Origin of the sequence: Ancylobacter sp. TS-1, assembly GCF_009223885.1 — a bacterium.
Classification (GTDB): Bacteria; Pseudomonadota; Alphaproteobacteria; order Rhizobiales; family Xanthobacteraceae; genus Ancylobacter.
Genome location: NZ_CP045144.1, coordinates 471,285 through 496,329, shown reverse-complemented (window position 1 = coordinate 496,329; position 25,045 = coordinate 471,285). Strand labels below are relative to the sequence as shown.

At 68.6% G+C, this 25,045-nt stretch carries 21 protein-coding genes; 5 read left to right on the top strand and 16 right to left on the bottom strand.

Features of this window, described 5'->3' with window-relative positions; translation table 11 throughout:
* Positions 1-3: 3 nt before the first annotated feature.
* On the top strand, positions 4-933 hold the full coding sequence (locus GBB76_RS02350) for a glycosyltransferase family A protein (protein ID WP_152301802.1): 930 nt from the start codon (positions 4-6) through the stop codon (positions 931-933).
* A gap of 134 nt (positions 934-1,067) precedes the next feature.
* Positions 1,068-3,113, top strand: a complete 2,046-nt coding sequence (gene parE / locus GBB76_RS02345) for a DNA topoisomerase IV subunit B (RefSeq protein ID WP_152301801.1) — start codon at positions 1,068-1,070, stop codon at positions 3,111-3,113.
* Between the two features lie 18 nt (positions 3,114-3,131).
* Here parE and GBB76_RS02340 read toward each other — a convergent pair whose 3' ends face one another.
* The 3 genes from GBB76_RS02340 to GBB76_RS02330 all read right to left on the bottom strand — a co-directional run bounded on the left by GBB76_RS02340 (position 3,132) and on the right by GBB76_RS02330 (position 6,087).
* On the bottom strand, positions 3,132-4,901 hold the full coding sequence (locus GBB76_RS02340) for a glycosyltransferase family 2 protein (protein ID WP_152301800.1): 1,770 nt from the start codon (positions 4,899-4,901) through the stop codon (positions 3,132-3,134).
* A 74-nt stretch (positions 4,902-4,975) separates the two neighbouring features.
* Entirely contained in the window at positions 4,976-5,605 is a 630-nt protein-coding gene (locus tag GBB76_RS02335; RefSeq protein WP_152301799.1) for a LysE family translocator, read from the bottom strand.
* A 5-nt stretch (positions 5,606-5,610) separates the two neighbouring features.
* A complete protein-coding gene (locus GBB76_RS02330) occupies positions 5,611-6,087 on the bottom strand; it encodes a GreA/GreB family elongation factor (protein WP_152301798.1) in 477 nt (158 codons plus the stop codon).
* 220 nt (positions 6,088-6,307) lie between these two features.
* On the opposite strand from GBB76_RS02330, the gene GBB76_RS02325 reads away from it, so the two are divergent.
* A complete protein-coding gene (locus GBB76_RS02325) occupies positions 6,308-7,924 on the top strand; it encodes a DEAD/DEAH box helicase (protein ID WP_152301797.1) in 1,617 nt (538 codons plus the stop codon).
* Here GBB76_RS02325 and GBB76_RS02320 read toward each other — a convergent pair.
* The 10 genes from GBB76_RS02320 to GBB76_RS02275 all read right to left on the bottom strand — a co-directional run bounded on the left by GBB76_RS02320 (position 7,908) and on the right by GBB76_RS02275 (position 17,004).
* Positions 7,908-8,756 carry a mechanosensitive ion channel family protein gene (locus GBB76_RS02320; protein ID WP_152301796.1) on the bottom strand — a complete coding sequence of 283 codons (849 nt, stop codon included), beginning with the start codon at positions 8,754-8,756 and terminating at the stop codon, positions 7,908-7,910. The two genes, GBB76_RS02325 and GBB76_RS02320, sit on opposite strands and share 17 nt — an antisense overlap.
* A gap of 54 nt (positions 8,757-8,810) precedes the next feature.
* Complete coding sequence (locus GBB76_RS02315) at positions 8,811-9,173, bottom strand: TfoX/Sxy family protein (RefSeq protein WP_152301795.1); 363 nt, start codon at positions 9,171-9,173, stop codon at positions 8,811-8,813.
* Positions 9,174-9,186: 13 nt separating this feature from the next.
* A complete protein-coding gene (gene sufA, locus GBB76_RS02310) occupies positions 9,187-9,573 on the bottom strand; it encodes a Fe-S cluster assembly scaffold SufA (protein WP_202911152.1) in 387 nt (128 codons plus the stop codon).
* Positions 9,574-9,824: 251 nt separating this feature from the next.
* Positions 9,825-10,262, bottom strand: coding sequence for a VOC family protein (locus GBB76_RS02305; RefSeq protein WP_246669096.1), 438 nt, complete (start codon positions 10,260-10,262; stop codon positions 9,825-9,827).
* On the bottom strand, positions 10,256-10,630 hold the full coding sequence (locus GBB76_RS02300) for an SUF system Fe-S cluster assembly protein (RefSeq protein WP_152301794.1): 375 nt from the start codon (positions 10,628-10,630) through the stop codon (positions 10,256-10,258). Before GBB76_RS02300 ends, GBB76_RS02305 begins: the two co-directional genes overlap by 7 nt.
* On the bottom strand, positions 10,627-11,871 hold the full coding sequence (locus GBB76_RS02295; RefSeq protein ID WP_152301793.1) for a cysteine desulfurase: 1,245 nt from the start codon (positions 11,869-11,871) through the stop codon (positions 10,627-10,629). Before GBB76_RS02295 ends, GBB76_RS02300 begins: the two co-directional genes overlap by 4 nt.
* Before the next feature lie 148 nt (positions 11,872-12,019).
* Positions 12,020-13,333: a Fe-S cluster assembly protein SufD gene (gene sufD / locus GBB76_RS02290; RefSeq protein ID WP_152301792.1), complete on the bottom strand. Its 1,314-nt coding sequence runs from the start codon at positions 13,331-13,333 to the stop codon at positions 12,020-12,022.
* 10 nt (positions 13,334-13,343) lie between these two features.
* On the bottom strand, positions 13,344-14,108 hold the full coding sequence (gene sufC, locus GBB76_RS02285; RefSeq protein ID WP_152301791.1) for a Fe-S cluster assembly ATPase SufC: 765 nt from the start codon (positions 14,106-14,108) through the stop codon (positions 13,344-13,346).
* Between the two features lie 131 nt (positions 14,109-14,239).
* The gene (gene sufB, locus GBB76_RS02280) at positions 14,240-15,712 is read right to left on the bottom strand and encodes a Fe-S cluster assembly protein SufB (protein WP_152301790.1); all 1,473 of its coding nucleotides are present in this window, start codon (positions 15,710-15,712) and stop codon (positions 14,240-14,242) included.
* Between the two features lie 122 nt (positions 15,713-15,834).
* The gene (locus GBB76_RS02275) at positions 15,835-17,004 is read right to left on the bottom strand and encodes a cysteine desulfurase family protein (protein ID WP_152301789.1); all 1,170 of its coding nucleotides are present in this window, start codon (positions 17,002-17,004) and stop codon (positions 15,835-15,837) included.
* 336 nt (positions 17,005-17,340) lie between these two features.
* Here GBB76_RS02275 and GBB76_RS02270 point away from each other — a divergent pair, with 336 nt between their 5' ends.
* Positions 17,341-18,006, top strand: a complete 666-nt coding sequence (locus tag GBB76_RS02270; protein ID WP_152301788.1) for an alpha/beta hydrolase — start codon at positions 17,341-17,343, stop codon at positions 18,004-18,006.
* Between the two features lie 79 nt (positions 18,007-18,085).
* Here the strand turns inward: GBB76_RS02270 and GBB76_RS02265 are convergent, their stop codons facing one another.
* Positions 18,086-18,457 (bottom strand): hypothetical protein, encoded by a 372-nt coding sequence (locus tag GBB76_RS02265; RefSeq protein WP_152301787.1) that lies wholly within the window; start codon positions 18,455-18,457, stop codon positions 18,086-18,088.
* Positions 18,458-18,688: 231 nt separating this feature from the next.
* On the bottom strand, positions 18,689-19,840 hold the full coding sequence (locus tag GBB76_RS02260; RefSeq protein WP_152301786.1) for an anhydro-N-acetylmuramic acid kinase: 1,152 nt from the start codon (positions 19,838-19,840) through the stop codon (positions 18,689-18,691).
* A gap of 99 nt (positions 19,841-19,939) precedes the next feature.
* Here GBB76_RS02260 and tyrS point away from each other — a divergent pair, with 99 nt between their 5' ends.
* The gene (gene tyrS / locus GBB76_RS02255) at positions 19,940-21,199 is read left to right on the top strand and encodes a tyrosine--tRNA ligase (RefSeq protein WP_152301785.1); all 1,260 of its coding nucleotides are present in this window, start codon (positions 19,940-19,942) and stop codon (positions 21,197-21,199) included.
* A 133-nt stretch (positions 21,200-21,332) separates the two neighbouring features.
* Here tyrS and GBB76_RS02250 read toward each other — a convergent pair whose 3' ends face one another.
* Positions 21,333-24,839, bottom strand: coding sequence for a DUF3971 domain-containing protein (locus GBB76_RS02250; RefSeq protein WP_246669008.1), 3,507 nt, complete (start codon positions 24,837-24,839; stop codon positions 21,333-21,335).
* Positions 24,840-25,045: the final 206 nt, after the last annotated feature.

Sequence of the window (25,045 nt, the reverse complement as noted above, 5' to 3'; positions counted from 1 at the left end):
GCCATGCCGGACCCCTCGGCGCCGCGCTTCTCGGTGCTGCTGCCCACTCACAACCGGGCTGACGTCGTCGGAGTCGCGATCCGCTCCGTGCTGGCACAGAGCGAACCCGACTTCGAACTGCTTGTCGTCGGCGATGGCTGCACCGACGCCACCGCGCAGGTGGTCGCCGCGTTCGACGATCCGCGCATTCGCTGGTTCGATCTGCCCAAGGCGCCCGGATTCGGCTACGCCAACCGCAATGTCGGGCTGCGGCAGGCACGCGGCGAACTGATCGGCTTCATGGCGCATGACGACATTGTGCTGCCCGACCATCTCGAACGCATGGGCCGCTTCTTCGACGACGCGCACATCGACCTCGCCTATTCGCGCCCGCTCTGGGTGACGACCGACGGCATCGTGGTGGCGACCGCGACCAACCTGCGCAATCGCGAGGATGCGGCCGCCTTCCGCCGGCACAATTTCGCGCCGGCCTCCTGCATCGTCCACCGGCGCTCCTGCCTGGAGCGGGCCGGCTACTGGCCGGAGGACGTGCCGACGCAGGGCGACTGGCACCTTTGGAAGCGGATCGTGCGCGAGGATGCCGGCAATGTCGCCTATGAGCCCTGCCCCACCGCGCTGCACTTCGTCGCCGACTGGAAGCGCGACCGCGCCAGCCTGATGCCGCAGGTCGCCCGCATGCTCGCCATCGTCGACACCACCGACTGGTGGCCGGCGTCGCTGCGCGTCGACGTCTCGCAGGCGGCGAACGAGCAGGCCGCCTTCGCGCGGCTGATGGAGACGGACCCCGGCTGGACCGGGCGCATGCGCGAGGATGTCGTGCTGGTGCTCGACCGGCTGGCGCGCAGCGTGCTCGACGGCACGATGGTCGACCCCAGGAGGCGGCGGCGGACGCTCCGCGCGTTGCGCCGCCTGTGGGCGCGCCTGTCGCCATGATGCCGGCGGTGTTCTCCTTTCGGTCCCATCCTGCCATAGTAGCGACGCACGATTCCCGTTAGAGAGGTGCCACTGCGCCTCCTGCCCGGAACCGCGCCCGCATTGCCCAGCGAATGGCCCTGCCACGAGACACGATGTCCGACGCCGATAACGACCTTTTCGCCGCCCCCTCCTCGCCCCGTCCCGTCCGCGCGCCGGCACGGCCGGCCGCCGCCGTTCCGCGCGAGGGAACGCCCGGCGAGGCCGGCTATACCGCCGCCGACATCGAGGTGCTGGAAGGGCTGGAGCCGGTGCGCCGGCGGCCGGGCATGTATATTGGCGGCACCGACGAGAAGGCGCTGCATCACCTGTTCTCCGAGGTGATCGACAATTCGATGGACGAGGCCGTGGCGGGCCATGCCAATTTCATCGAGGTGGAGCTGACGACCGACGGGTTCCTGACCGTGACCGACAACGGGCGCGGCATCCCGATCGAGAACCACCCGAAATATCCCGGCAAGTCGGCGCTGGAGGTGATCCTCACCACGCTGCATGCCGGCGGCAAGTTCGACAGCAAGGTCTATGAGACCTCCGGCGGCCTGCACGGCGTCGGCGTCTCCGTCGTCAACGCGCTCTCCGACGTGCTGGAGGTCGAGGTGGCGCGCGGCCAGACGCTGTACCGCCAGACCTATTCGCGCGGCCAGCCGCTCGGCCGGATCGAGGAAGTCGGCCGTGTGCAGAATCGGCGCGGCACCCGGGTGCGCTTTCATCCCGACCCGCAGATCTTCGGCGAGAGCGCCCGCTTCAAGCCGGCGCGGGTCTTCAAGATGGCCCGTTCCAAGGCCTATCTGTTCGGCGGCGTTGAAATCCGCTGGAGCTGCGATCCGGCGCTGGTCGAGGGCAGCGACATCCCGCCCAAGGCGGTCTTCCGCTTCCCCGGCGGCCTGAAGGACTATCTCGCCGCCGACATAGAGGGCCACACGCTGGTCCACCCCGACATCTTCGCCGGCAAGACCTCGCGCCCTGGCGGCCACGGCTCGGCGGAATGGGCGGTGGCGTGGCTCGGCGATGCCGACGGTGCGGTCTCCTCCTACTGCAACACCATCCCCACCGCCGAGGGCGGCACCCATGAGACCGGCCTGCGCGCCGTGCTGCTCAAGGGCCTGCGCGACCATGCCGAGCGCACGGGCAATGCCAAGCGCGCCGCCATCGTCACCGCCGACGACGTCATGGCCGGCTGCGCGGCGATGCTTTCGGTCTTCGTGCGCGAGCCGGAATTCCAGGGCCAGACCAAGGAAAAGCTGGCTACGGTCGAGGCCGCCCGCATCGTCGAGAGTGCCCTGCGCGATCCGTTCGACCACTGGCTCGCCGGCAATCCGGCGCAGGCCAGCCGCCTGCTCGACTGGGTGGTCGAGCGCGCCGACGAGCGCCTGCGCCGCCGGCAGGAGAAGGAAATCTCCCGCAAGACGGCGGTGCGCAAGCTGCGCCTGCCGGGCAAGCTCGCCGACTGCTCCAACAATTCGGCGGCCGGCTCCGAACTCTTCATCGTCGAGGGCGATTCGGCCGGCGGCTCGGCCAAGCAGGCGCGCGAGCGCCAGACCCAGGCGGTGCTGCCGCTGCGCGGAAAGATCCTCAACGTCGCCAGCGCCGGCCGCGACAAGCTCGCGCAGAACCAGCAGCTTGCCGATCTCGTGCAGGCGCTGGGCGCGGGGACCGGCGCGCAGTACCGCGATGAGGACCTGCGCTACGAGCGCGTGATCATCATGACCGACGCCGATGTCGACGGCGCCCACATCGCCTCGCTCCTCGTCACCTTCTTCTACCGGCAGATGCCGAAGCTGATCGAGAACGGCCACCTGTTCCTCGCCGTGCCCCCGCTCTACCGCATCAGCCAGGGGGCCAAGACGCTGTACGCCCGCGACGAGGCGCATCGCGACGAGTTGCTGGCGAAGGAGTTCTCCCCGCGCGGCAAGGTGGATATCGGCCGCTTCAAGGGCCTCGGCGAGATGATGCCGGCCCAGCTCAAGGAAACCACGATGAGCCGGAAGACGCGCACCCTGCTGCGCGTCACCGTCGCGGAGGCCGAGCGCGCCATGACCGCCGACATCGTAGAGCGGCTGATGGGCAACAAGCCGGAGAGCCGCTTCGCCTTCATTTCCGAGCGCGCGGCCTTCGCGAACGAGGAACTGCTCGACATCTGACGACCGGCCGCCCCGACGTCAGGCCGGCGGAGTCGGCGCGAAGTCCCGGTCGATGATCGCCTGAAGCGCCGGCTTGTAGCGTTCGTGCGCGACGGCCTTGGCGATCTCGCGCACCAGGCGGCCGCTGGCCCGCCGGGACTCGGCGGAGGCGCCGCTCCACACCCCTTCCGCATGCTGGCGGTAGACGCTCATGGGCCGGCGCATATAGCCGAGCGGGCCGATGCGCTCGAGATGGAAGGCGAGGCCGATCTCGCTCAGCCGGTGGCGATAGAGCACGCTCGGCAGCGTCTTCATGAGATCGGTGCGGAACATGCAGCACGACAGGTTGGCGATGAGGTTGAGCGTCGGCTCGGCGAGGAAGTCGGCGCCGTCCAGCCGGTCCTTGCGCAGCCGGTTCTGCCGCTCCAGCGTCTGGCGTTTGGGATTGCCCGCCGCCTCGATCTCGATGCGCGAGAACACCATCGGGCAGTCGGGATTCGCGTCGAGAAAGCCGCTCTGCCGCGCCAGCTTCTGCCGGTCGTGCCAGAAATCGTCGCCTTCGAGGATGGCGACATAGTCCCCGCTGGCGGCGGCGAAGGCGCGCCGGTAGTTGCCGGCGATGCCCCGATTGACCCCATCGCCGATCAAGCGGATCAGCCATGGCCATTTCTCGCAGTAGGACAGCGCGATCTCGGCCGTGCCGTCGGTCGAGCCGTCGTCGGCGATCACCACCTCGTGCTGGAAATCGCCGCGCTGAAACGCCACGCTCTCGATGGCGCCGGCGATGAAGTCCGCCTGATTGTAGCAGACGATCAGACTGGTGACCGTCTTGCGTCCGCCATAGCGGCGCAGGATGCGCGTCTTCGGCGACAGCACCGCCTCGGTATCGGAGATCCGCGCCCGCCCGCCGCGGGGATCCTCGCGATAGGTGAGCAGCACCTCGTCGATGAACAGCGGCGGGTGACGATGCAGGTATTTGAGAACGAGGTCCCAGTCGACGAGGCGGCGCAGGCTGACATCGAACCCGCCGAGTTCGCGGAAGCAGTCGATGTGATGCACGAACACGCCGAGATCGACGAAGTTCTCCCGGCGCAGCTCCGCGAGATCGAACCGCCTGCCGATGATGAGCGCGTCGCTCTCGCGCAGGAAGCGTGCGTACAGCGTGCGTGCCGCGCCATGGAAGACGATGCGCCGGGCGAAGGCGTCGAGCAGCCCGGGTGATGGTAAATTGTCGGAATCCGCATAGGCGATCCAGGGATGGCGCGCCATCAGCAGTCCCGCATTGCGGGCCGCGGCGACGCCGAAGTTTTCGGAGAGGCGCAGATACACCATCCGCCCCTGCGCAAGCTCGGCGGCGTAGTGCCGGTGCAGCCAGTCCCCGGTGCCGTCGGTCGAGCCGTCGTCGACGACGATCACCTCGAAATTGCGGTGCGTCTGCGCGAGGAGCAAGCGGAGGCAATCGTCGAGGATGGGCATCCGGTCAAAGGTCGGCAGGATTACCGAGAAGGCGACGTCCGCCGCAGCGTCGCATGTCTCCTCCGCGCGGATCGTGCGGCCCTCGTCGCGCCCCCACAGAGCATAGTGCAGCAGGGGATTGCAGCCGGCGGCGGCGACGTCGGCATGGGCGGCGAGATAATGCGTGCCGTCGAAGAAGGGCGAGGGTTGCAGACCCTCGCGCCAGCCCGTCCGCAGATAGTGCCTGAGCGGGCGCCGGCCCGCCTCGCGGACGAGGCCGGGACGCTGGCGCACATACCAGTGTGCATCGAACAGACCCGTCTGCTCGATGCGCGCTATGTCTTCCTTCGTCACGGGTGCGCCCGCTCCCCTGCCGCGAATCGTCGGCCAAACGCGCCGATGATGATAGCCGGCGCCATGGCCGGCAGCTATCGCCGCTCGAAGGCAATCCGGGCGGCGAGGCCGAGGAAGATCAGGCCGGTCAGCCGCTGGAACGCCCGCGCCAGCCCCTCCCGGCGCTCCAGCCAGCCGCCGATGGTGCCCGCGAATCCGCCGACGGCCGCGTTCACCACGGTTCCCCCGACATTGAACACGGTTCCCAGCAGCAGGAACTGGAGAAAGCCCGATCCGCGCGCGGGGTCCACGAACTGCGGCAGGAAGGCGAGGATGAAAACGGCCACCTTCGGGTTCAGCACGTTCACCACCACCGCGTCGCGAAAGGCCCGCCACGGCGTGCGCCCGATCCCCCCGGCGGGCGTCAGCAGCGGCCCCGGCGCGCGGAACGCCTGCACCGCCAGCCAGACCAGATAGGCCACGCCCGCCCAGCGTATCGCCTCAAACGCGCCGGGATACGAGGCGAGCAGCGCCGCCAGCCCCAGCGCGGCGGCGAAAACATGGATGAAACCGCCCGCCGCGATTCCCAGGCTGGCGGCGATGCCGGCGCGCGGACCCGCGCGCATGCCCTGCCCAAGGCAGAACAGCATGTCGTTTCCGGGCGTCAGGTTCAGCGCGAGGGCGGCGGGCACGAAGACCAGCAGCGTCTCAAGGGGCACGATCATGGCGCTCACTCCGCCTCCGGCTGGCGGTCGACGGTGACGATCTCCATCGTGCCGCCGGGCAGGCTCACCTCGTCGCCGATCCATTTGCCGGTCAGCGCGCGCGCCACCGGCGAGACCCAGGCGATGCGCCCCTCGCGCGGATCGGCCTCGTCCTCGCCGACGATGCGGAAGCGGCGCTGCTGGCCCTTGGCGTCCTCCAGCGTCACCGCCATGCCGAAGGTGATGACCTCGCCGTCCTGCGGCGGGTCGATGGGCTCGGCATTGGCCCGGCGCGCCGACCAGTAGCGCAGCTCGCGCGAGGCGCTCGCCACGGCATCGCGATCCGCCCGCGCGCCGGCCCCGGCCAGCGCCTCGCGATAGTGGCCCAGCTCGGCGTCGATCCGGGCAAGGCCGCGCCGCGTGACGAGGTTGCGGTTCATGCTCACCGGACGCTCGGGCAGCGAATCGGCGCCGCTGTCCTCCTTCACGAATGCGCGGCTCATCGCGCTACCTGCCTTCCCTTGCCGCCCGGGCCGGTCGCGAATGCACCGGAGGACCCTTGACAGCGGCGAAACTCGTTGACTTCTCGGGCGTTGCGCCTATGGTGCGTCGCGTCGTCCGATCCTATCCGACTGATGCGCTCCGTGCGACGACGAAGCAGCCTTCCCCCGGTTACGGCCCGAGGAAACGGCAAGCGGTGCGCGGCCGTAGAATTGATCCCAGATGCCTTTTGATGAACTGGGCCTGAGCGACAAGGTGCTCTCGGCCGTCGCTGCCGCAGGTTATACCGAGCCGACGCCTATCCAGGCGCAGGCCATTCCCCACGTACTCGCCCGGCGAGACGTGCTGGGGCTGGCCCAGACCGGCACCGGCAAGACGGCAGCCTTTACGCTTCCAATGCTCACCCTGCTGGAGCAGGGCCGCGCCCGGGCGCGCATGCCGCGCACGCTCATCCTTGAGCCGACGCGCGAACTCGCCGCCCAGGTGGAAGAAAACTTCAGCCGCTACGGCAAGAACCACAAAATCAACGTCGCCCTGCTGATCGGCGGCGTCTCCTTCGGCGATCAGGACGCCAAGCTGGTGCGCGGCGTCGATGTGCTGATCGCCACGCCCGGCCGCCTGCTCGACCATGTCGAGCGCGGGCGCCTGCTGCTCTCCGGCATCGAGATCCTCGTCATCGACGAGGCCGACCGCATGCTGGACATGGGCTTCATCCCGGACATCGAGCGCGTCTGCAAGCTGGTGCCGTTCACCCGCCAGACGCTGTTCTTCTCGGCGACCATGCCGCCGGAAATCCAGCGCCTCGTCGCGCAGTTCCTGTCGAACCCGGTGCAGATCGAGGCCTCGCGCCCGTCCTCCACCGCCTCGACGATCACCCAGCTTCTCGTCGCCTCCGGCAGGGAGGACTATGAGAAGCGCGACACGCTGCGCAAGCTGATCAACGAAGCCGATGCCCTCCAGAACGGCATCATCTTCTGCAACCGCAAGAGCGAAGTCGCGGTGGTGCACAAGTCGCTACTGCGGCACGGCTACAAGGCCGTCTGCCTCCATGGCGACATGGACCAGCGCTCGCGCATGCAGGCGCTCGACCAGTTCCGCACCGGCGAGGCGACGCTGCTGGTGGCGAGCGACGTGGCCGCGCGCGGCCTCGACATCCCGGCGGTCAGCCACGTGTTCAACTACGACACGCCGCACCACGCCGAGGATTATGTCCACCGCATCGGTCGCACCGGCCGCGCCGGCCGCGCCGGCGCCGCCTTCACCATCGTCACGCCGTCCGAAACCAAGTCGCTTGCCGCCATCGAGAAACTGATCGGGCGGCCGATCGACTGGATGGAGGGTTCCTCCCTCGACGCACTGCCGCCCTCCGAGCCGCGTGCGCGCGGCGGACGCGAGCGTGGCGAGCGCACCCCGCGCGGACGCGAGTCCGGCCGTGAATCGGGTCGGGACTCCGGCCGCGAGGAGCGCCGTGGCGCCCGTCCGGCACGCCGCCGCGACAGCGAGGCGACGCCCGCCCCGGCGGATGTCGTCGACGAGAAGGTCGCTGCTGCCCCGACGACCGAGACGCCGGCTGCTGAGCGTCCGGCCCGTCCCTCCCGCCGTCGCGGCAAGGATGGCGACGCCGCGCAGGCTGCGACGCCGACCGCGGCACCGGCTGCCCCCGCTCCGCGCGGACGCGAGCGCGAGAAGGCTCCGGCCCACGCCGCCGCGCCCGCTCGCGCGCCGGTCACGCCGCTGACCCATCGCCGCAGCGAGCGCGCCCCGGCCGACGAGCCGGCGGACACCTCACACCTGCCGGCCTTCCTGCTGCGCCCGGTGAAGATCAACAAGGCGGGCTGATCGGCCCGCCGACGGTGCCGGCCCGCGCGGCCGGCGCCTTCTCATTCCCGTCATGGCCGCTCGACGCGGGCGCAATGTCCCGCACGCGGGTGATCTCGCGCAGGCGCGCAATCAGGTCGCCGCGTACGCCGCCGGCCTCGCCGCTCGATGCCCAACCGGAAAAGCCCACCTCCACCCGGTCCAGCGCCATCTTCGAAATGCTGCCCGACGGACCGGGCTCCGTGCGCACGCGTGGATCGGCGCGCAGGAAGGCCAGTCCTTCGGTCAGCACGCGTTCGATATCGGAATCGGGCTTCAGCTCCAGCGCGAAGGCGAAACTGCGCTCGCCATAGACCGACTTGTTGACGATCGGCGCACCCCAGACGCGCCCGTTCGGCATCAGCACCTGGATGTTGTCGCCGGTGGCGAGTTCGGTGGTAAACAGCGACAGCCCCTTCACCGTGCCCGCCTGCCCGCCGACCTCCACCGCGTCGCCGACCCGGAAGGGCCGGAACAGCAGCAGCATCACCCCGGCCGCGACATTGCTCAGTGTGCCCTGCAAGGCGAGGCCGATGGCGAGCGAAGTCGCGCCCAGCACGGCGATGAGGCTGGTGGTCTGGATGCCGAAACGTTGCAGCACGGCGACGCCGACGAAGACCAGCACGCCGTAGCGGGCGATGCTGGCGAGAAAACTCACCACCGTCGCATCGACCCGCCGGGCATTCTCCAGCCCGCGCGTCACCAGTCGCTCGACCAGGCCCGCCACCCACCAGCCGGCGACCATCAGCGCCAGCGCATAAAGGATGTTGAGCCCGTACAGGACGAAGAGATTGCCGAGTTCTTCCAGATTCATGCCGCACGCTCCATGGCTGGCCACTCCATGGCAACGGCGCAGGCGGCGGGAGGTTCAGCCGCGCGCGCGGCTTAGCGACGGTTTGCGCCGCGCCGGAGCCACGGCGGCCGCCTGACGCGCGACCAACAGCGCGCGCCGCGCGAGGTCGGCGGCAAGATCGACGTCGTCGAGCGCCGCCTCGGGCAGCGACCAGAAGCCGAGCGTGACCCTGCGGCCCTGCCGTTCATAGGCGAAGATATGCGCGCCCTCGCCTTCGAGCCGCGCGGCGAAGCCGGCATCGGCTTTCAGGTAAAGGGTGTCATCGACAGCAATGGCGAACATCAGCCCGTCGGCATAAAGCCCGAGCCCGCCGAACATGCGCCGGCAGCGCACCGGGCCGAAGGCGGCGAAGATGTCCGATATCGCCGCCTCGTCCATCGCCGCGCCGGGTTCAGGCGCCGGCGCCGGTCGCTTCCGGCTGGACCGGGGTAATGGCGACCGATTCGCCACAGCCGCAGGCCGAGGTCTGGTTCGGGTTGTTGAACACGAACTGGGCCGAGAGCTTGTCCGCCTTGAAGTCCATCTCGGTGCCGATCAGGTACAGGATCGCCTTGGGGTCGATCAGCACCTTCACGCCCTTGTCCTCGACCACCTCATCGAAGCGGCCCGCCTCCTCGGCGAACTCCATCGTGTATTCCATGCCGGCGCAGCCGCCATTCTTCACGCCGACGCGCAGGCCCAGCACGGGCTTGTCGGATCGGGCGATCACCTGCCGCACGCGCTCGGCGGCGGCGTCGGTCAGCGTCATCACAGTGGGACGCGGGCGGGGCTGACTCATATCTCGTCTCCTAATCGACGCCGGTTCAAGGCCGGCGGATCGGTGTGCCTAATGTGGGGCAGACGGCCACCCGACACAAGATCACGCGGCGCGGATCAGCCATCGCAGCGGCGAGGACGTGGGTGGATGGCCTTTTTCCGGCCGCTTCCACCTCGCCGTCATCCCGGACGGCCGCAGGCCGATCCGGGATCGCGTGCCAATTGGAGAGCGATCCCGGCTCTCCGCTTCGCTTCGGCCGGGATGACGAATTCTCAATAATTCGGCCACAGCCCGCGTGTCGCCAGTTCGACGAGATTTCCGTCGGGGTCGCGGAAATACAGGCTGATGCCGCCGCCGGGCCAGTCGACCCGGCTCTCCAGCACCACGCCCCGCGCCGCCAGATGAGCGGCCCAGTCCTCGACCGCATCCGTGGGGATCGCCAGCGCGTAATGCAGCGCGCCCTGCCCGTCATGCGGGGGAATGGTGCCACCGGGCAGTTCGACCGGGGTCGTCGTCGCGCCGCGCAGGAACAGCAGCAGCACGCTGGCCGGGCCGGCCTCATAGGCGCAGAAGCGGCTATCGGCGAGCATCGGCTTCAGACCGAGCACACTCTCGTAGAAGTCACGCGCCCGGGCGAGGTCGTCGACATAGAGCCCGGTTTCCAGCACGCCGGAGACCGGCGGCACACCCGCCGGCGCCGTGCTCACCAGAGGTTCAGCGACAGCCGCGCTTCCTCGGACATCCGGCCCTGGTCCCAGGGCGGGTCGAAGGTGAGGTTCACGGTGACGCCCGACACGCCGCCCACGCTCGCCACCGCGCCCTCTACCATGCCGGGAAGCTCGGCGGCGGAGGGGCAGTTCGGCGTCGTCAGTGTCATCTCGACGGCCACCTGCCGGTCATCGGCGATGTCGACCTTGTAGATCAGGCCGAGCTCGTAGATGTCGACCGGGATCTCCGGGTCGTAGACGGTCTTCAGTGCCGTCACGATCTCGTCGGTCAGCCGCTCCAGCTCCTCCTGAGGGATGCCGGATTCGAAGGTGGCCGCGTTCGGGCTTTCAGAGGTCTGGGTCTCGCTCATGCGAAAAGATCCTGAGCCTTGATGAGGGCGTCGGCAAGGGCGTCGACTTCCTCATGTGTGTTGTAGAGCGCGAACGACGCCCGGCACGTCGCCGTGACACCATATCGCCCCAGAAGCGGCATCGCGCAATGGGTGCCGGCGCGAACGGCGATGCCGGCGCGGTCGATGACGGTCGCGATGTCGTGCGGATGGGCGCCCTTCACGTCGAAGGCGAAGATGGCGCCCTTGCCCGGCGCATCGCCGTAGATCTGCACGGAATTGATCCGCGACAGCCGCTCGCTGGCATAGGCGCCGAGCGAGGCCTCATGCGCGGCGATGCGCCCGCGCCCGAGGCTCTCCATATAGGCGAGCGCCTCGCCGAGGCCGATGGCCTGCACGATGGGCGGCGTACCGGCCTCGAAGCGGTGCGGCGGCTCGCCATAGGTCACGCCGTCTTCGGTGACGGTGCGGATCATCTCGCCGCCGCCCTCATAAGGCGGCATCTTCTCCAGCAGCGTCCGCTTGCCGTAGAGCACGCCGATGCCGGTGGGCCCGTACAATTTGTGGCCGGTGACGCCGTAGAAATCGGCGTCGAGATCGACCACGTCGACCGGCATGTGCACTGCCGCCTGCGCGCCGTCGACCACCACCAGAGCGCCGGCCTCATGGGCGAGCCGGGCGATTTCCTTGATCGGCGTCACCGTGCCGAGCACGTTCGACATGTGGGTGATGGCGACGATCTTCGTGCGCTCGTTGAGCAGACCCTTATAGGCCTCCAGATCGAACGAGCCGTCCTCCGTCACCGGCACCCAGCGGATCACCGCGCCCTTGCGCTCGCGCAGATAGTTCCACGGCACGATGTTGGAGTGGTGCTCCATGATGGAGAGCACGATCTCGTCGCCCTCCTTGATCGACTGGCCGAGCGAGGAAGCGACGAGGTTGATCGCGCCTGTCACCGAGCGGGTGAAGATCACCTCTTCCAGCGACGGCGCGTTGAGGAAGGCGCGGCAGCGCTCGCGCGCCTGCTCATAGGCTTCGGTCATCGCATTGGCGAGGAAGTGCAGGCCGCGATGGACGTTGGAATATTCGTTCTCATAGGCGTAGCGCATGCGGTCCAGCACCTGCACCGGCTTCTGCGCCGAGGCGGCGTTGTCGAGATAGACCAGAGGCTTGCCGTAGACCGTCTTTGACAGGATCGGAAAATCCTGCCGCACGCGCTGGACGTCGTAGCTGCCGTCGGCGACGGCGGGGTGGAGGGTCATCTTCCGGCCTTTCGTTAAGGCGTCATCCCGGCCGCAGCGAAGCGCAGAGCCGGGATCGCGGGCCGACAGATGGCCCTATTCGGCGGACGATCCCGGATCGCGGCAAAGCCGCGTCCGGGATGACGACATCAATGCGCGGCCAGCGGCCTCAGCCGCGCGCCTTCAGCCAGCCCTCGGCGCGCTCGACCAGCGCCTCGCGCAGCCCGTCATGCTCGACGGTCTCGATCGCCTCGCCGACGAAGGCCTGCACCAGAAGGCTCTGCGCCTCCTTCATCGGGATGCCGCGCGCGCGCAGGTAGAACAGCAGTTCGTCGTCGATCGCCCCGCAGGTGGCGCCATGGCCGCACTGCACGTCGTCGGCGAAGATCTCCAGCTCCGGCTTGTTGTCCATCTCCGCCTCGTCGCCGAGCACCAGCGCGCGGCTCATCATCCGCCCGTCGGTCTTCTGCGCCGCCTGGCGGACGACGATCTTGCCCTGGAAGACGCCGCGCGCGGAATCGTCCAGCACGGTCTTGAACAGCTCGCGGCTCTCGCAGCCCGGCGCCGTGTGGTCGAGGAACAGCGTCGCGTCAGCGTGCTGGCGGCCCTTGAGCAGCGTCGCGCCGTTGAAGCCGACCTGGCTGTCCTCGCCCGACAGCGTGGCATAGAGCGAGGTCCGCGCCACCGCCGCGCCGGTCGAGAAGGTGAAGGCGTGCACGATGGCCTGCCGGCCGATGTCGAACAGCAGGGTGGCGAGATGGAAGGCGCCCGCCCCGTCCTCCTGCAACCGCACCACGTCGAGATGCGCCTCGTCGCCGACCATGAACTCGGTGGCGGCGTTGGCCTGATAGGCGAGGCCATCCGGCCCCTCGAAGCTCTCGGCGAAGGTGAAGGTCGCGCCCGCGCCGATCACGACCAGCGAGCGGACATAGCTCGCCGCCGCCGTCTCGCCGGCGAAAACATGGGCGACATGCACCGGGCGCTCGATCTTCGCGCCGGGCGCGACGACGATCACCACGCCGTCCTTGGCCAGCGCGGTGTTGAGCGCCAGCGCTGCATCATAGCGGCCCGGCAGGATGCCGCCGAGCCGGCCCAAAACCTCGTCGCCAGAGGCGAGCGCGGCGGAGAGCGTGGTGAGGTTCAGCCCCTCCTCGAGATCGGCAAGGTCGGAAAGCTCGGGCACCACGGCGCCGTTGGCGACGACGATACGGCGCGCCTCGACGCCGCGCAGCAAAGTCGCGCGCGCATCGGCCTGCGCCACCGCGGCGGTGCCGGCGACCGGGACGGCCTCGCGCATCAGGGTGCGCAGGTCGGTATACTTCCATTCCTCGACCCGCCGGTGCGGCAGGCCGTGCTCCTCGAAGGAGCGGGCGGCGGCGCGGCGCAGGTCGGCGAGGCGGTCGCCGCCAGCCGGCAGGCCGCTCAGGGAGGCGAGGATCGCCTGCTCGGCAGGGGTCCGTATCGGACGGATGTCAGCGTTCATCGCCCGATCCTCACGCCGCGTCCTGCTGGTACTCGGCATAGCCGTTGGCTTCCAGCTCCAGCGCCAGTTCCTTGCCGCCCGAGCGCACGATGCGGCCCTTGTGCATCACATGCACGAAGTCCGGAACGATGTGGTTGAGCAGGCGCTGATAGTGGGTGATGACGATCATCGCGCGGTCGGGCGAGCGCAGCGCGTTGACGCCCTCGGACACGACCTTGAGCGCATCGATGTCGAGGCCGGAATCGGTCTCGTCGAGGATCGCGACCTTCGGCTCGAGGATCGCCATCTGCAGGATCTCGGCGCGCTTCTTCTCGCCGCCGGAGAAGCCGACATTGACGCCGCGCCGCAGCATGTCCTGGCTGATGCCGAGATTGGCGGCCTTGTCCTTCACGAGACGCAGGAAGTCGGGGGTGGAGATTTCCTCCTCGCCGCGCTTCTTGCGCTGCGCGTTCAGCGCCGAGCGCAGGAAGGTCATGGTGGCGACGCCGGGCACCTCGACCGGGTACTGGAAGGCGAGGAAAACGCCCTTGGCGGCGCGCTCGTCGATTTCCATCTCCAGCAGGTCCTCGCCATCGAGCGTCACCGAGCCTTCCGTGACCTCGTAGTCTTCCTTGCCGGCGAGGATGTAGGACAGCGTCGACTTGCCGGAGCCGTTCGGCCCCATGATGGCGTGCACCTCGCCGGGATTCACCGTCAGCGAGAGACCCTTGAGGATCTCCTTGCCGTGTTCGCCGTCGATCTTGGCGTGCAGGTTGTCGATTTCGAGCAGGGCCATGTCGTTCATTCCGTATCTGAAGCACGTCATCCCGGCCGAAGCGAAGCGGAGCGCCGGGACCGCGCTGAAATCTGGGAAACGATCCCGGATCGCGGCGGGCCGCGTCCGGGATGACGATTACGGACGGGCCGTCAGCCCACCGAGCCTTCGAGGCTCACCGCGATCAGCTTCTGGGCCTCGACGGCGAACTCCATCGGAAGCTGCTGAAGCACGTCCTTGACGAAGCCGTTGACGATCAGCGCCGTTGCCTCTTCGGGATCGAGCCCGCGCTGGCGGCAGTAGAACAGCTGGTCGTCGGAGATCTTCGAGGTGGTGGCCTCGTGCTCGAACTGCGCGGAGGAGTTCTTGCTCTCGATGTAGGGCACGGTATGCGCGCCGCATTTGTCGCCGATGAGCAGGGAATCGCAGTTGGTGAAGTTGCGCGCCCCGGTCGCCTTGCGGTGCGCCGAGACGAGACCGCGATAGGTGTTGTCCGAGTGCCCGGCGGCGATGCCCTTGGAGATGATGCGGCTCGACGTGTTCTTGCCGAGATGGATCATCTTGGTGCCGCTGTCGACCTGCTGGTAGCCGTTCGAGATGGCGATGGAATAGAACTCGCCCTGCGAATTGTCGCCGCGCAGGATGCAGCTCGGGTACTTCCAGGTGATCGCCGAGCCGGTCTCGACCTGCGTCCACGAAATCTTCGAACGGTCGCCACGGCAGTCGCCGCGCTTGGTGACGAAGTTGTAGATGCCGCCCTTGCCGTCCTTGTCGCCGGGATACCAGTTCTGCACCGTCGAGTACTTGATCTCGGCATCGTCGAGCGCGACCAGCTCGACCACGGCGGCGTGGAGCTGGTTCTCGTCGCGCTGCGGGGCGGTGCAGCCTTCGAGATAGCTCACATAGGCGCCTTCATCGGCGATGATGAGCGTGCGCTCGAACTGGCCGGTGTTGCGCTCGTTGATGCGGAAATAGGTCGACAGCTCCATCGGGCAGCGCACGCCCTTGGGCACGTAGACAAAGGAACCGTCGGAAAATACCGCCGAGTTCAGCGTTGCGAAGAAGTTGTCCGTCACTGGCACCACCGAACCGAGATACTTGCGCACCAGATCGGGGTACTCGCGGATCGCCTCCGAGATCGGCATGAAGATGACGCCGGCCCGCGAAAGCTCCTCCTTGAAGGTGGTCGCCACCGAGACCGAGTCGAACACCGCGTCGACCGCGACCTTCGAGCCGCCGCTGGCGATGCCGAGCAGCGCGTCGCGCTCGCGCAGCGGGATGCCCAGCTTCTCGTAGGTCTTCAGGATCTCCGGGTCGATATCGTCGATCGACAGCTGCGTCGGCCGCTTGGGCGCGGAATAGTAATACAGATCCTGATAATCGATGCGCGGATAGCTCACCCGCGCCCATTCCGGCTCCTGCATGGTCTGCCAGCGGCGAAATGCCTCCAGCCGCCATTCCAGCATCCATTCGGGCTCGTTCTTCTTGGCCGAAATAAAGCGGACCGTGTCCTCGTTCAGGCCCTTGGGAGCCTTCTCGGACTCGATATCGGTGAAGAACCCGTACTTGTACTGATCGACATCAATGGAGCGGACCTGGTCCACTGTCTCCTGTACGGCCGGCATCGTCTCATCTCCTCTCCCACGCGGGGTCAAGGCCCGCGGGTCAGGTCAACACTCGCCGGCAGCCATCGCGCGATGACCGCCCTGCGCCTTCATCCACCGCGCGAGCGCGGCTCCTCACATCCTCACGCCGCCGCGCGGCGGCGCAAAAGGCCCGGCAGCACCCGGCGGAAAACGCCCAGCGCCCGGTCCAGATCCTCTTCCCCGCTCGACCAGCCGAAGGACAGCCGGATCGCCGAGCGCGCGATGCGCTCGGGCACGCCCATCGCCGACAGCACGTGCGAGGCCGCCACCTTGCCCGACGAGCAGGCCGCGCCGGCGCTCGCCGCCACGCCCGCCAGATCGAGCGCGATCACGAAGGTCTCGGCCGGGACGCCCGGCAGGGCGAGGCACGACGTGTTCGGCAGGCGATCGACATCGCCGACGAGCAGGACGAGCTCGGGAAACTCGCACCTTAGAGCGTCTTCAAGCCTTTCACGCAAGGCTTGAATGCGCGTCCGGTCGGTGTCCACAAGGGCCGCCGCGCGCTCGGCCGCCGCCCCGAAGGCGGCAATGGCGGGAACGTTCTCGCTGCCCGCGCGCAGGCCGCGCTCCTGCCCGCCGCCGGCAAAGACCGCCGCCGGACGCAGTTCGGGATCGGCGATCACCAGCGCACCGGCGCCCGGGGCGCCGCCGATCTTGTGCGCCGATACCGACAGCAGGTCGGCGCCAAGCTCGGGCAGCGATACCCGGATGCGACCGGCCGCCTGCACCGCGTCGGTATGCACCAGCGCGCCTTGGGCGTGGGCGCGGCGCGCCACCTCGGCAACCGGCTGGATCACGCCGGTCTCGTTATTGGCCACCATCACCGACACCAGCGCCCGCCGGCCGGCGGCGGCATGGCGCGCGAGCGCCGCGTCGAGAGCATCAAGGCGAACGCGCCCGCGCGCGTCCACCGGCAGCACCTCGACGCGATCGGCGGGAAAACGATGGCCGCGCAGAACGGCCGCATGCTCGACAGCGCTCACCAGCAGCACGTCGAGCACCAGCGGCTCCTCGCCGCGGCGGTAGTCGGGCGTCAGCGCCAGCGTGTCGGCCTCAGTGCCGCAAGAGGTGAAGATCACACCGCGCGGCTCGGCGCCGACGAGGGCGGCCACGTGACCGCGCGCGGCCTCCATCACAGCGCGCGCCGCCCGTCCCTCGCTGTGCACGGACGAACCGTTGCCGGTCGCGTCCAGCGCCGCCAGAAGCGCCGCGCGGGCTTCCGGCCGGACCGGGGATGTCGCATTGTTGTCGAGATAGATGCGTTCGTTCATCGTCTTCTGGGCTCGAATTCGCGCGGGTGTTCCCTATATAGGAAGCTGTCGCGCAGTCTGCCCGTTCCTTCCGCTATATGCTTGCAAATTCAGGCGGCGTCCTTCATAGCTTGGCGTCCATTGTCTTCGAAGGGCGAGACTGACGAGCAGGTTGAACGCGCCGTCACCGCAACCCAACGTAGCATATTAGAATTATTCTAATAAGTTAGGGTTCAAGCCCTATGTCGTCAAGGCGTCTGCGGCATGGCCGTCCCTTGGGACACGCGCCGGATGCCTTTGATCCGACGCTCCCCAACGGACGCTCCCTGCCCCGCCGCATCCAAGGTCAAGAACTTCATGCCTGAGGTCATCTTCACCGGCGAGAAGGGGCGGCTCGAAGGCCGCTACCAGCCGGCCAAGCAGCGCCACGCGCCCATCGCCATCATCCTGCATCCGCACCCGCAGTTCGGCGGGACGATGAACAACCCGGTCGTCTACAACCTCTACTACCAGTTCGTGAATCGCGGCTTCTCGACGCTGCGCTTCAACTTTCGGGGCGTGGGCCGCAGCCAGGGCACGTTCGACCACGGGCAGGGCGAGCTGGCGGACGCCGCCGCCGCGCTCGACTGGGCGCAGTCCATCAACCCGGACGCGCGGGCCTGCTGGATCGCCGGCTTCTCCTTCGGCGCCTGGATCGGCATGCAACTGCTGATGCGCCGCCCGGAGGTCGAGGGCTTCATCTCGATCGCCGCGCCGGCCAACCTCTACGACTTCTCCTTCCTCGCCCCCTGCCCGTCCTCCGGCCTGTTCGTGCATGGCGACAAGGACGCGGTGGTGCCGTTCTCGGCCGTCACCGGCCTCGTCGAGAAGCTGAAGACGCAGAAGGGCATCGTCATCGACCAGCAGACCGTGCCGGGCGCCAACCACTTCTTCGACGGCAAGACCGAGGATCTGATGGAGGTTGTCGGCGCCTATCTCGACAAGCGCCTGCCCGAGACCGCCAAGAAGACCAGCGCCGCCTGACGCGCCCTTTTCTTTCGGCCGACATATGAAAAAGCCCGGCGTATGCGCCGGGCTTTTTGCTGTGCGGGGGAATGCGGGCTCAGTTGAGCACGAGACGCGCCGGCGGGTTCGACACGGTGAGGGCGTCGCCACGGCGGGCGATCTGCACCACGCTCGGTGCGGTCTCGGCCGCGCCGGGGACCGAGAAGCTGACGGCCTGCTCGGGCTGAAGGGTCGCGGCGACCCGGATCGGCGCACCGCCGGCGACGCTGAGCGTCGCGACGACATGGTAGCCGTCTTCCCGCGGCGTATAATACGCAACGCCGCTCACATAGCCGATATTGATGGTCTGGGCGGCGGCGGGACGCAGACCGGCCACCTTGTCGGCGGCGCGGACGGGGGCGATGACGGCGACGGCGACGAGGCCGCCAGCTACGGCAAGCGGCAGAAAATCGCGGAGAAAGCTGCGCATCTGAAAGTCTCCAAGTTCTGTCCAGGCCTGTTGATGGGAAGCGGCGTGCCTGGCGAGCCGGACTTCCGGGAGGCCTCAATGTAGCTGGGATATTGTGCACTGCATCATCAGATTTTGCATTGCACTAATGCGTTTCAGGAATACTGCGACATTCCTGACATGAATTCAGATTTTTTGAATGACGCGTTCAGCTTTGCTGTAACCCGTCGCGGCAGCGGCTCTTGCTGCGGCTCATGCAGCCGGTGCCGGCGGGACGATGACGCCACCGGAGAGCGGGCGGGGCACGCCGGTCGTGGTGGGAAAGCTCAGCGGCAGGCCGCGCAGCGCGCGCACCGCGAGAAAGGCGAAGGCCTGCGCTTCCAGCGCGTCGGTGGACCAGCCCACCGCATCGGCCGCCCTCACCTCGACGCCCAGCCGCTCGCGCAGGAAGCGCAGCAGCGTCGGGTTGTGCGCCCCGCCGCCGGCCGCGATCAGCGTCGCCGGGCGGGTGGGGAGATGCGCCAGCACCGCGCCGACACAGGCGGCGGTCAGTGCCGTGAGGGTCGCGGTGCCATCCTCCACGCTCATCGCCTCGAGGCCGCCCTGCGCCGCGACCCAGGCGCGGAAATCGTTGCGGTCGAGCGACTTCGGCGGGCGCCGGGCGAAGAAGGGATGATCCAGAAGCCGCACCAGCGCCGCCTCGTCGACCCGGCCCATGGCGGCCGCCGCGCCGTCGCGGTCGAGCGGCACGCCGGTGCGCGCCTTCATGAAATCGTCGATCAGCGCGTTGGCCGGGCCGGTGTCGCAGGCGATGGGGTTCGCCTCGCCGTCGATGAAGGTGATGTTGGCCACCCCCCCGAGATTGAGCACCAGCAGGGGCCCCGGCAGCGACAGGCCCCGCGCCAGCGCCCGGTGATAGACCGGCACCAGCGGCGCCCCCTGCCCGCCCGCCGCCACGTCGGCGGCGCGCAGGTCGTAAACGAGAGTCGGCCCCGGCGCGCCGGTCAGCGTGCGCACCGCCCGCGCCAGCGCCGGCCCGTCGCCGATCTGCACGGTGAGGCCGATCTCCGGCCGGTGCAGCACGGTCTGGCCGTGGAAGCCGAGGGCGGCAACGTCGCGATGGCCGGGATGCGCGTCGAAGAAGGCCGCCAGCGCCTGCGCGTGGCGCTCGGTCAGCCGCCGCTCGGCCTCGGCAAGGATGCCCGGACGGGCGTCGCGGTCGGTGAGTGCGTGCGCCTCCTCCAGCGCCTGCGTGAACAGGGCACGATCCCGAGCGTCATAAGGCAGGGTCAGGTCGGGGCCGAAGGCGGCGACGCTCTCGCCGTCGGTTTCGATCAGCGCCACGTCCACGCCGTCGAGCGAGGTTCCGCTCATCAGGCCGATCGCCTTCAGGGGACGGGGCATCCTCATTCCTCGCATGCGCGGGCTCGGGGTGCTTTCGCCGCGCGGAACTGATACATGACGCGCCGTTCCTAACATGGCGTTGATGCCCGCAGGCCCGATATGAGCACGTTCAAATCCGATTTCCTCCGCACCCTCCAGGAGCGCGGCTTCATCCACCAGATCTCCGATGAAGCCGGCCTCGACGACCTCTTCGCGAAGGAAACCGTCACCGCCTATATCGGCTTCGACCCGACGGCGCCGAGCCTGCATGCCGGCGGCCTGATCCAGATCATGATGCTGCACTGGCTGCAGAAGACCGGCCATCGCGCCGTCTCGCTGATGGGCGGCGGCACCGGCATGGTCGGCGACCCCTCCTTCAAGGACGAGGCGCGCCAGCTGATGACGGTCGACACGATCGAGGCCAACATCGCCTCGATCAAGCGCGTCTTCTCGAACTACCTCACCTATGGCGAGGGCCCCACCGACGCGCTGATGATCAACAATGCCGAATGGCTGCGCGGCCTCAACTATCTCGAGTTCCTGCGCGATGTCGGCCGGCATTTCTCGGTCAACCGCATGCTGTCCTTCGACAGCGTGAAGACGCGGCTGGAGCGCGAGCAGTCGCTGTCCTTCCTCGAATTCAACTACATGATCCTGCAAGCCTACGACTTCGTCGAACTGTCGAAGCGCTACGGCGTGCGCCTCCAGATGGGCGGCTCCGACCAGTGGGGCAACATCATCAACGGCATCGATCTCGGCCACCGCATGGGCACGCCCCAGCTCTACGCGCTGACATCGCCGCTCCTCACCACCGCCTCCGGCGCCAAGATGGGCAAGTCGGTCAATGGCGCCGTGTGGCTGAACGCCGACCTGCTCGGCCCCTACGAGTTCTGGCAGTACTGGCGCAACACCGAGGACGCCGACGTCGAGCGCTTCCTCAAGCTCTACACCACCCTGCCGATGGACGAGATCGCCCGTCTCGCGCAGGAGGCCAAGGGCTCGGCCATCAACGAGGTGAAGAAGCTCCTCGCCACCGAGATCACCGCCCTTCTGCACGGCCGGGCGGCGGCGGAAGCGGCGGCCGAGACGGCGCGCAAGACCTTCGAGGAAGGCGCGATTTCCGGCGACCTGCCCACCGTCGAGGTGCCCGCCCGCGAGCTTGAGGAAGGCATCGGCGTGCTCGCCGCCTTCGCCGAGAAGGCCGGGCTGGTCGCCTCCAATGGCGAGGCGCGCCGGCAGGTGAAGGGCGGCGGGCTCAAGGTGAACGACGCCGCCGTCACCGACGAGAAGGCGGTGCTGACCGCCCGCGACCTGACGCCCGAAGGCGTCATCAAGCTCTCTCTCGGCAAGAAGAAGCACGTGCTGCTGAAGCCGGTGTGAGGGCCTCGCGTACACACGTCATCCCAGACGGCCGGCAGGCCTATCCGGGATCGCGCGCAGTTTGGAGAGCGATCCCGGCTCTCCGGCTACGCCTCCGGCCGGAATGACGACATTCGCGCCGTAAGGGCGATTCCTACCGCGTCGGCACCACGGCGGGCGGGGTCGGGTCGGGCGCCTGCCGAAACTCGAAGATCTTGCGCAGGAAACCCGGCGCGATGGCGGAGATCGGGTTCACCCGCAGCGTCGGACCCGAAAGCGGTCCGACGATCTCGTAGGTGACGCCCACCAGCCCCTCGTTCTGGCCGCCGCCGAGGAAGAATCCGACAACGGGCAGCCGGCTGAACAGGTTGTTCAGCCCATAGGCCGGCACATAGGTGCCGCGCACCGCGATGCGGTCGCTGGCGAAATCGAGCGTGCCGTCGAAGGTGGAGCCGATGGTCGGTCCCCAGATCGCCCCTTCGCGGATCGAAAGCTGCTCGGCGGAGCGCTGGAATTCGACCTGAAGCTTGCGGAAGACAATGGCTGAGCCCGGCTGCGGGCGCCCGTCGCCGCCGGTCTTCGGCGCGGCGGCGATCAGCCGGTCGAGGCCGGGCTCGCCGCGGATGATGAAGTCGCGCATGTTGACCGTGCCCAATTGGGCCTTGCCGTCTCCGCGCGGCGCGTCGATGTCGACCCACATGTCGCCGCCATAGATGCGCGCATACAGGTTGATGAAGCGCAGCAGCGCGCCGGCATCGCTGGTGGCGACGCGCAGGCGCGGGCGTCCGTTGCCCTGCGTGGCAAGGTCGCCATTGACCCCGCCGTCGCGCCCGACCAGCGCACCGAGCGAGAAGGCGCGCAGGTCGCCGTTGCGGCGCGAGAGGGTGAGCGCGGCCTGGCGCATGGTCTCGCCATTGTTGCCGACCACGACCCCGAGCTTCACATCGAGGTCGATGTCGGCCGGCTTGACGTTCTGCTGGCCGGCAATCGGGGCTTCCATCAGGTCCTTGAGGAAGGCGCGGGCCTCGATCACCTCGCCGCGCACCGTGATCTTCAGCGCCCCGTCGGCATTCTCGACCTTCACGCTCGCCTTGTCGCCGTCCGAGAGCTGGAAGGTCGGCAGGTTGGCGCTCACCAGCGCGGATTTGGAATCAAGCTCGACGGTGCCGCGTATGTTGACGCCCTGCCCCGTCACCACGAGGTCTTCCAGCCGCGTGCCCGCGCTCGTCAGCGTCGCCTTGGCGGTCAGGCGCGCCGGCTTGCCCGCCGGCTTCGACCAGCCCGGCACCAGCTCGGCCAGACGCGCATTGGTGAGGTCGATATCGACATCGGCAGTCTTCGACTTGGGGCCGACTATGCCCGATACCTTCACGCCCACCGATCCCGACATGCCGCCGAGATCGAGGCCGAGCTTCTCGCGGGCGGCGTCGTCGAGCGTCGCGGCGAGCACGAAGGTGATGTCGCCGCTGGCCGGGCGGCTGTACTCGAAGCTCGCCGGCGCGCCGCCGACCTTGCCCTGTCCGCGCAGCACGGTGGCGGCGGGGGTCACAAAGACGCGCACCTTGGCGTCGTCGAGATTCTGGCCGAACGCCACCTTGCTGGCATCGAAATTGGTGAGATCGGCATCGAAGGCGTAGTCGACGTCGGAGGGCTGGATGTTCTCCGACAGCCTGATGTTGATCTGCGCCGTGCCGTCTATGGTCCCGTTCACGGTCTGCACGTCCACCGGGAACACGCCGGGCGTGCGCAGGGCCGGCATGGCGGCAAGCTCGATGGCGGCGGCGGCCGAGCCGTTCACCGCCACCCGCACCTTGGCGTCGGGCTTGGCCGGCGCGGTGTCGGGCACGTCGAACACCGCCTCGCTGATGTTGAGCCGGCGCCGGCCCGGCGTCTCCATGACGCCCTTGGCGACGTCGACATGGGCGGTGCGCCCGGTCACGCGCACGGCGACGTTGGCCTCGCCGATGGTCGGCAGCCCCACCACCGGGACGAAACGGCCATTGGTGCCGGTAATGTCGATGTTCAGCGCGTCGTCCGCGAGCGGCCGGTCCTTGCGGCCGATCGAGGCCAGCGGCGCCTTGAAGAAGATCTCGGCGTGAGTCACATCGCCGGCGACCAGATTGTCGTAGACCCAGCGGCGCGGCTCCGGCGCCGCCAGGACCGGCCAGAGCCGGATCAGCGAGGTGGCCGACATCGGCGTCGCTGACACGCTCATCGAGAGCGAGGGCACGGCGGCGCCGAGATCGAGCGCCCCGCCAATGGTCACGCCGCCCTGCGGTCCCTTCAGCTCGCCACGCTCGATGGCGAGGCGCTGGCCCGCCGGATCGAAGGACAGGACGGCCGCGTTGTCGTCGAGGACGAAGGGCGGCACCTTCTCGGCAAACGGGCCACCACCGCTGAAACTCGCGCGGGACGTGCGCGTGGTGAGGGTCCATTTGCCCGCCGCGTCGGCGGGCATGCGTACCTCGCCGGTCAGGTCCATGGCGAAGGGTCCGGCCTGCACCGTCACCGAGGTCAGGTCGATCAGGCGCTGGGCGGGATCGATCGCGAAGGCGATGGAGGCTTCCTCGACGAGCATGCGGCCCGCCGCGTCGGAGCCGAGTTGGAGTTCGCCGGCGCCGACGCCGAGGCGCCCCTCGCTCGCCAGCAGCAGCCCGAAATTGTCGATGCTGGCCTTGAGGTCGACGGTAAGCGGTGAGGTGGCGAGGATGTCGCCATCGGCCTTGCCGGCGGCAAGAAGCAGGTCGCGCGGGGCAAGGTCGCGGATGGCCAGAACCAGATCGCGGCGGCCATCGACCAGTGCGCCGATGGTGGCCTGCGCCGACCACGGCCCGTCGGTGCCCCCGGCCGTGAGGTCGAAGGTCACGCCGCCCTCGTGCGGACGCGACAGGGACAGGTCGATATCGTCGAAGGTCCAGCTGCGCCCGCTGGCCTCGCTGCGGATGACGACGACGCCGTCGCGCAGGCCGATGGAACTCAGCGTGCCGCCGTCGAGACCGCCGCGGTCGATCTGGTGGGCGAGCGCGGCCAGCGCGGTGAGCCGCAGCGGGGCGAAGGGCGCCGCCAGCGGCGGCGCCTGCGACGTGCCCGCAGGGCTCCCCTCATGCGCGAGGGCGGCCGGGCTGACTTCCCCCGGTGCCGCCGACGGCGCAGGAAGCGTGGCGATGGGATGGTCGGGCGAGGCGATGGCCGCGCCGCCCTCGGTGGAAACGGCAAGCTGGCCCTGCGCGTCGATCAGGACGTTCAGCCGGACGCCGACGAGATCGACGCGCTTGGGTTGCATCAGCCAGGGCAGCCAGCGATCCTGAAGCGCCACTTCCGCCTGCGGGGCGACGGCGATCACATCGCCGCCGGCATCGCGCACCACGATGTCGGTGGCGTGCAGAACCATGCCGCCCTCCGGCGCGCGGTCGGCCAGAATGCCGCCAATCTCGACCGTGCGTCCCTCGCCAAGCCGGGATTCGAGCGCGCGCTCGACATAGGGGCGCGCCATGTCGATGGTCACGACGCCGGTAACGAACAGCAGATAGGCAAGGGCGACGACGACGACACCGGCGCAGATGAGCGAGCCGCCCGACCAGTAGCAGACGCGCAGCCAACGGCGACCGCCGGCGGGCTCCGCGCACGCCTGCTCCACACACGCTTTGGCCGCGCGACGCATGCGCAGCTTTCTGACGTTGCGCTTTCCGCCGGGGTCCGGCCTGTGCGTCGTCGGCTCTTTCATCTAGGGCTCGAATCCTCGCAAGCTTGGGCATAATGCCCCTGCCGTCGACGGGGAGCGACAGCTTTCGACACGCGGATGGTCATGCGCAGTATCACGAACGGTGATCCGCTGCGTCCTTCCAGCCGAACAACGCAAAATCACGC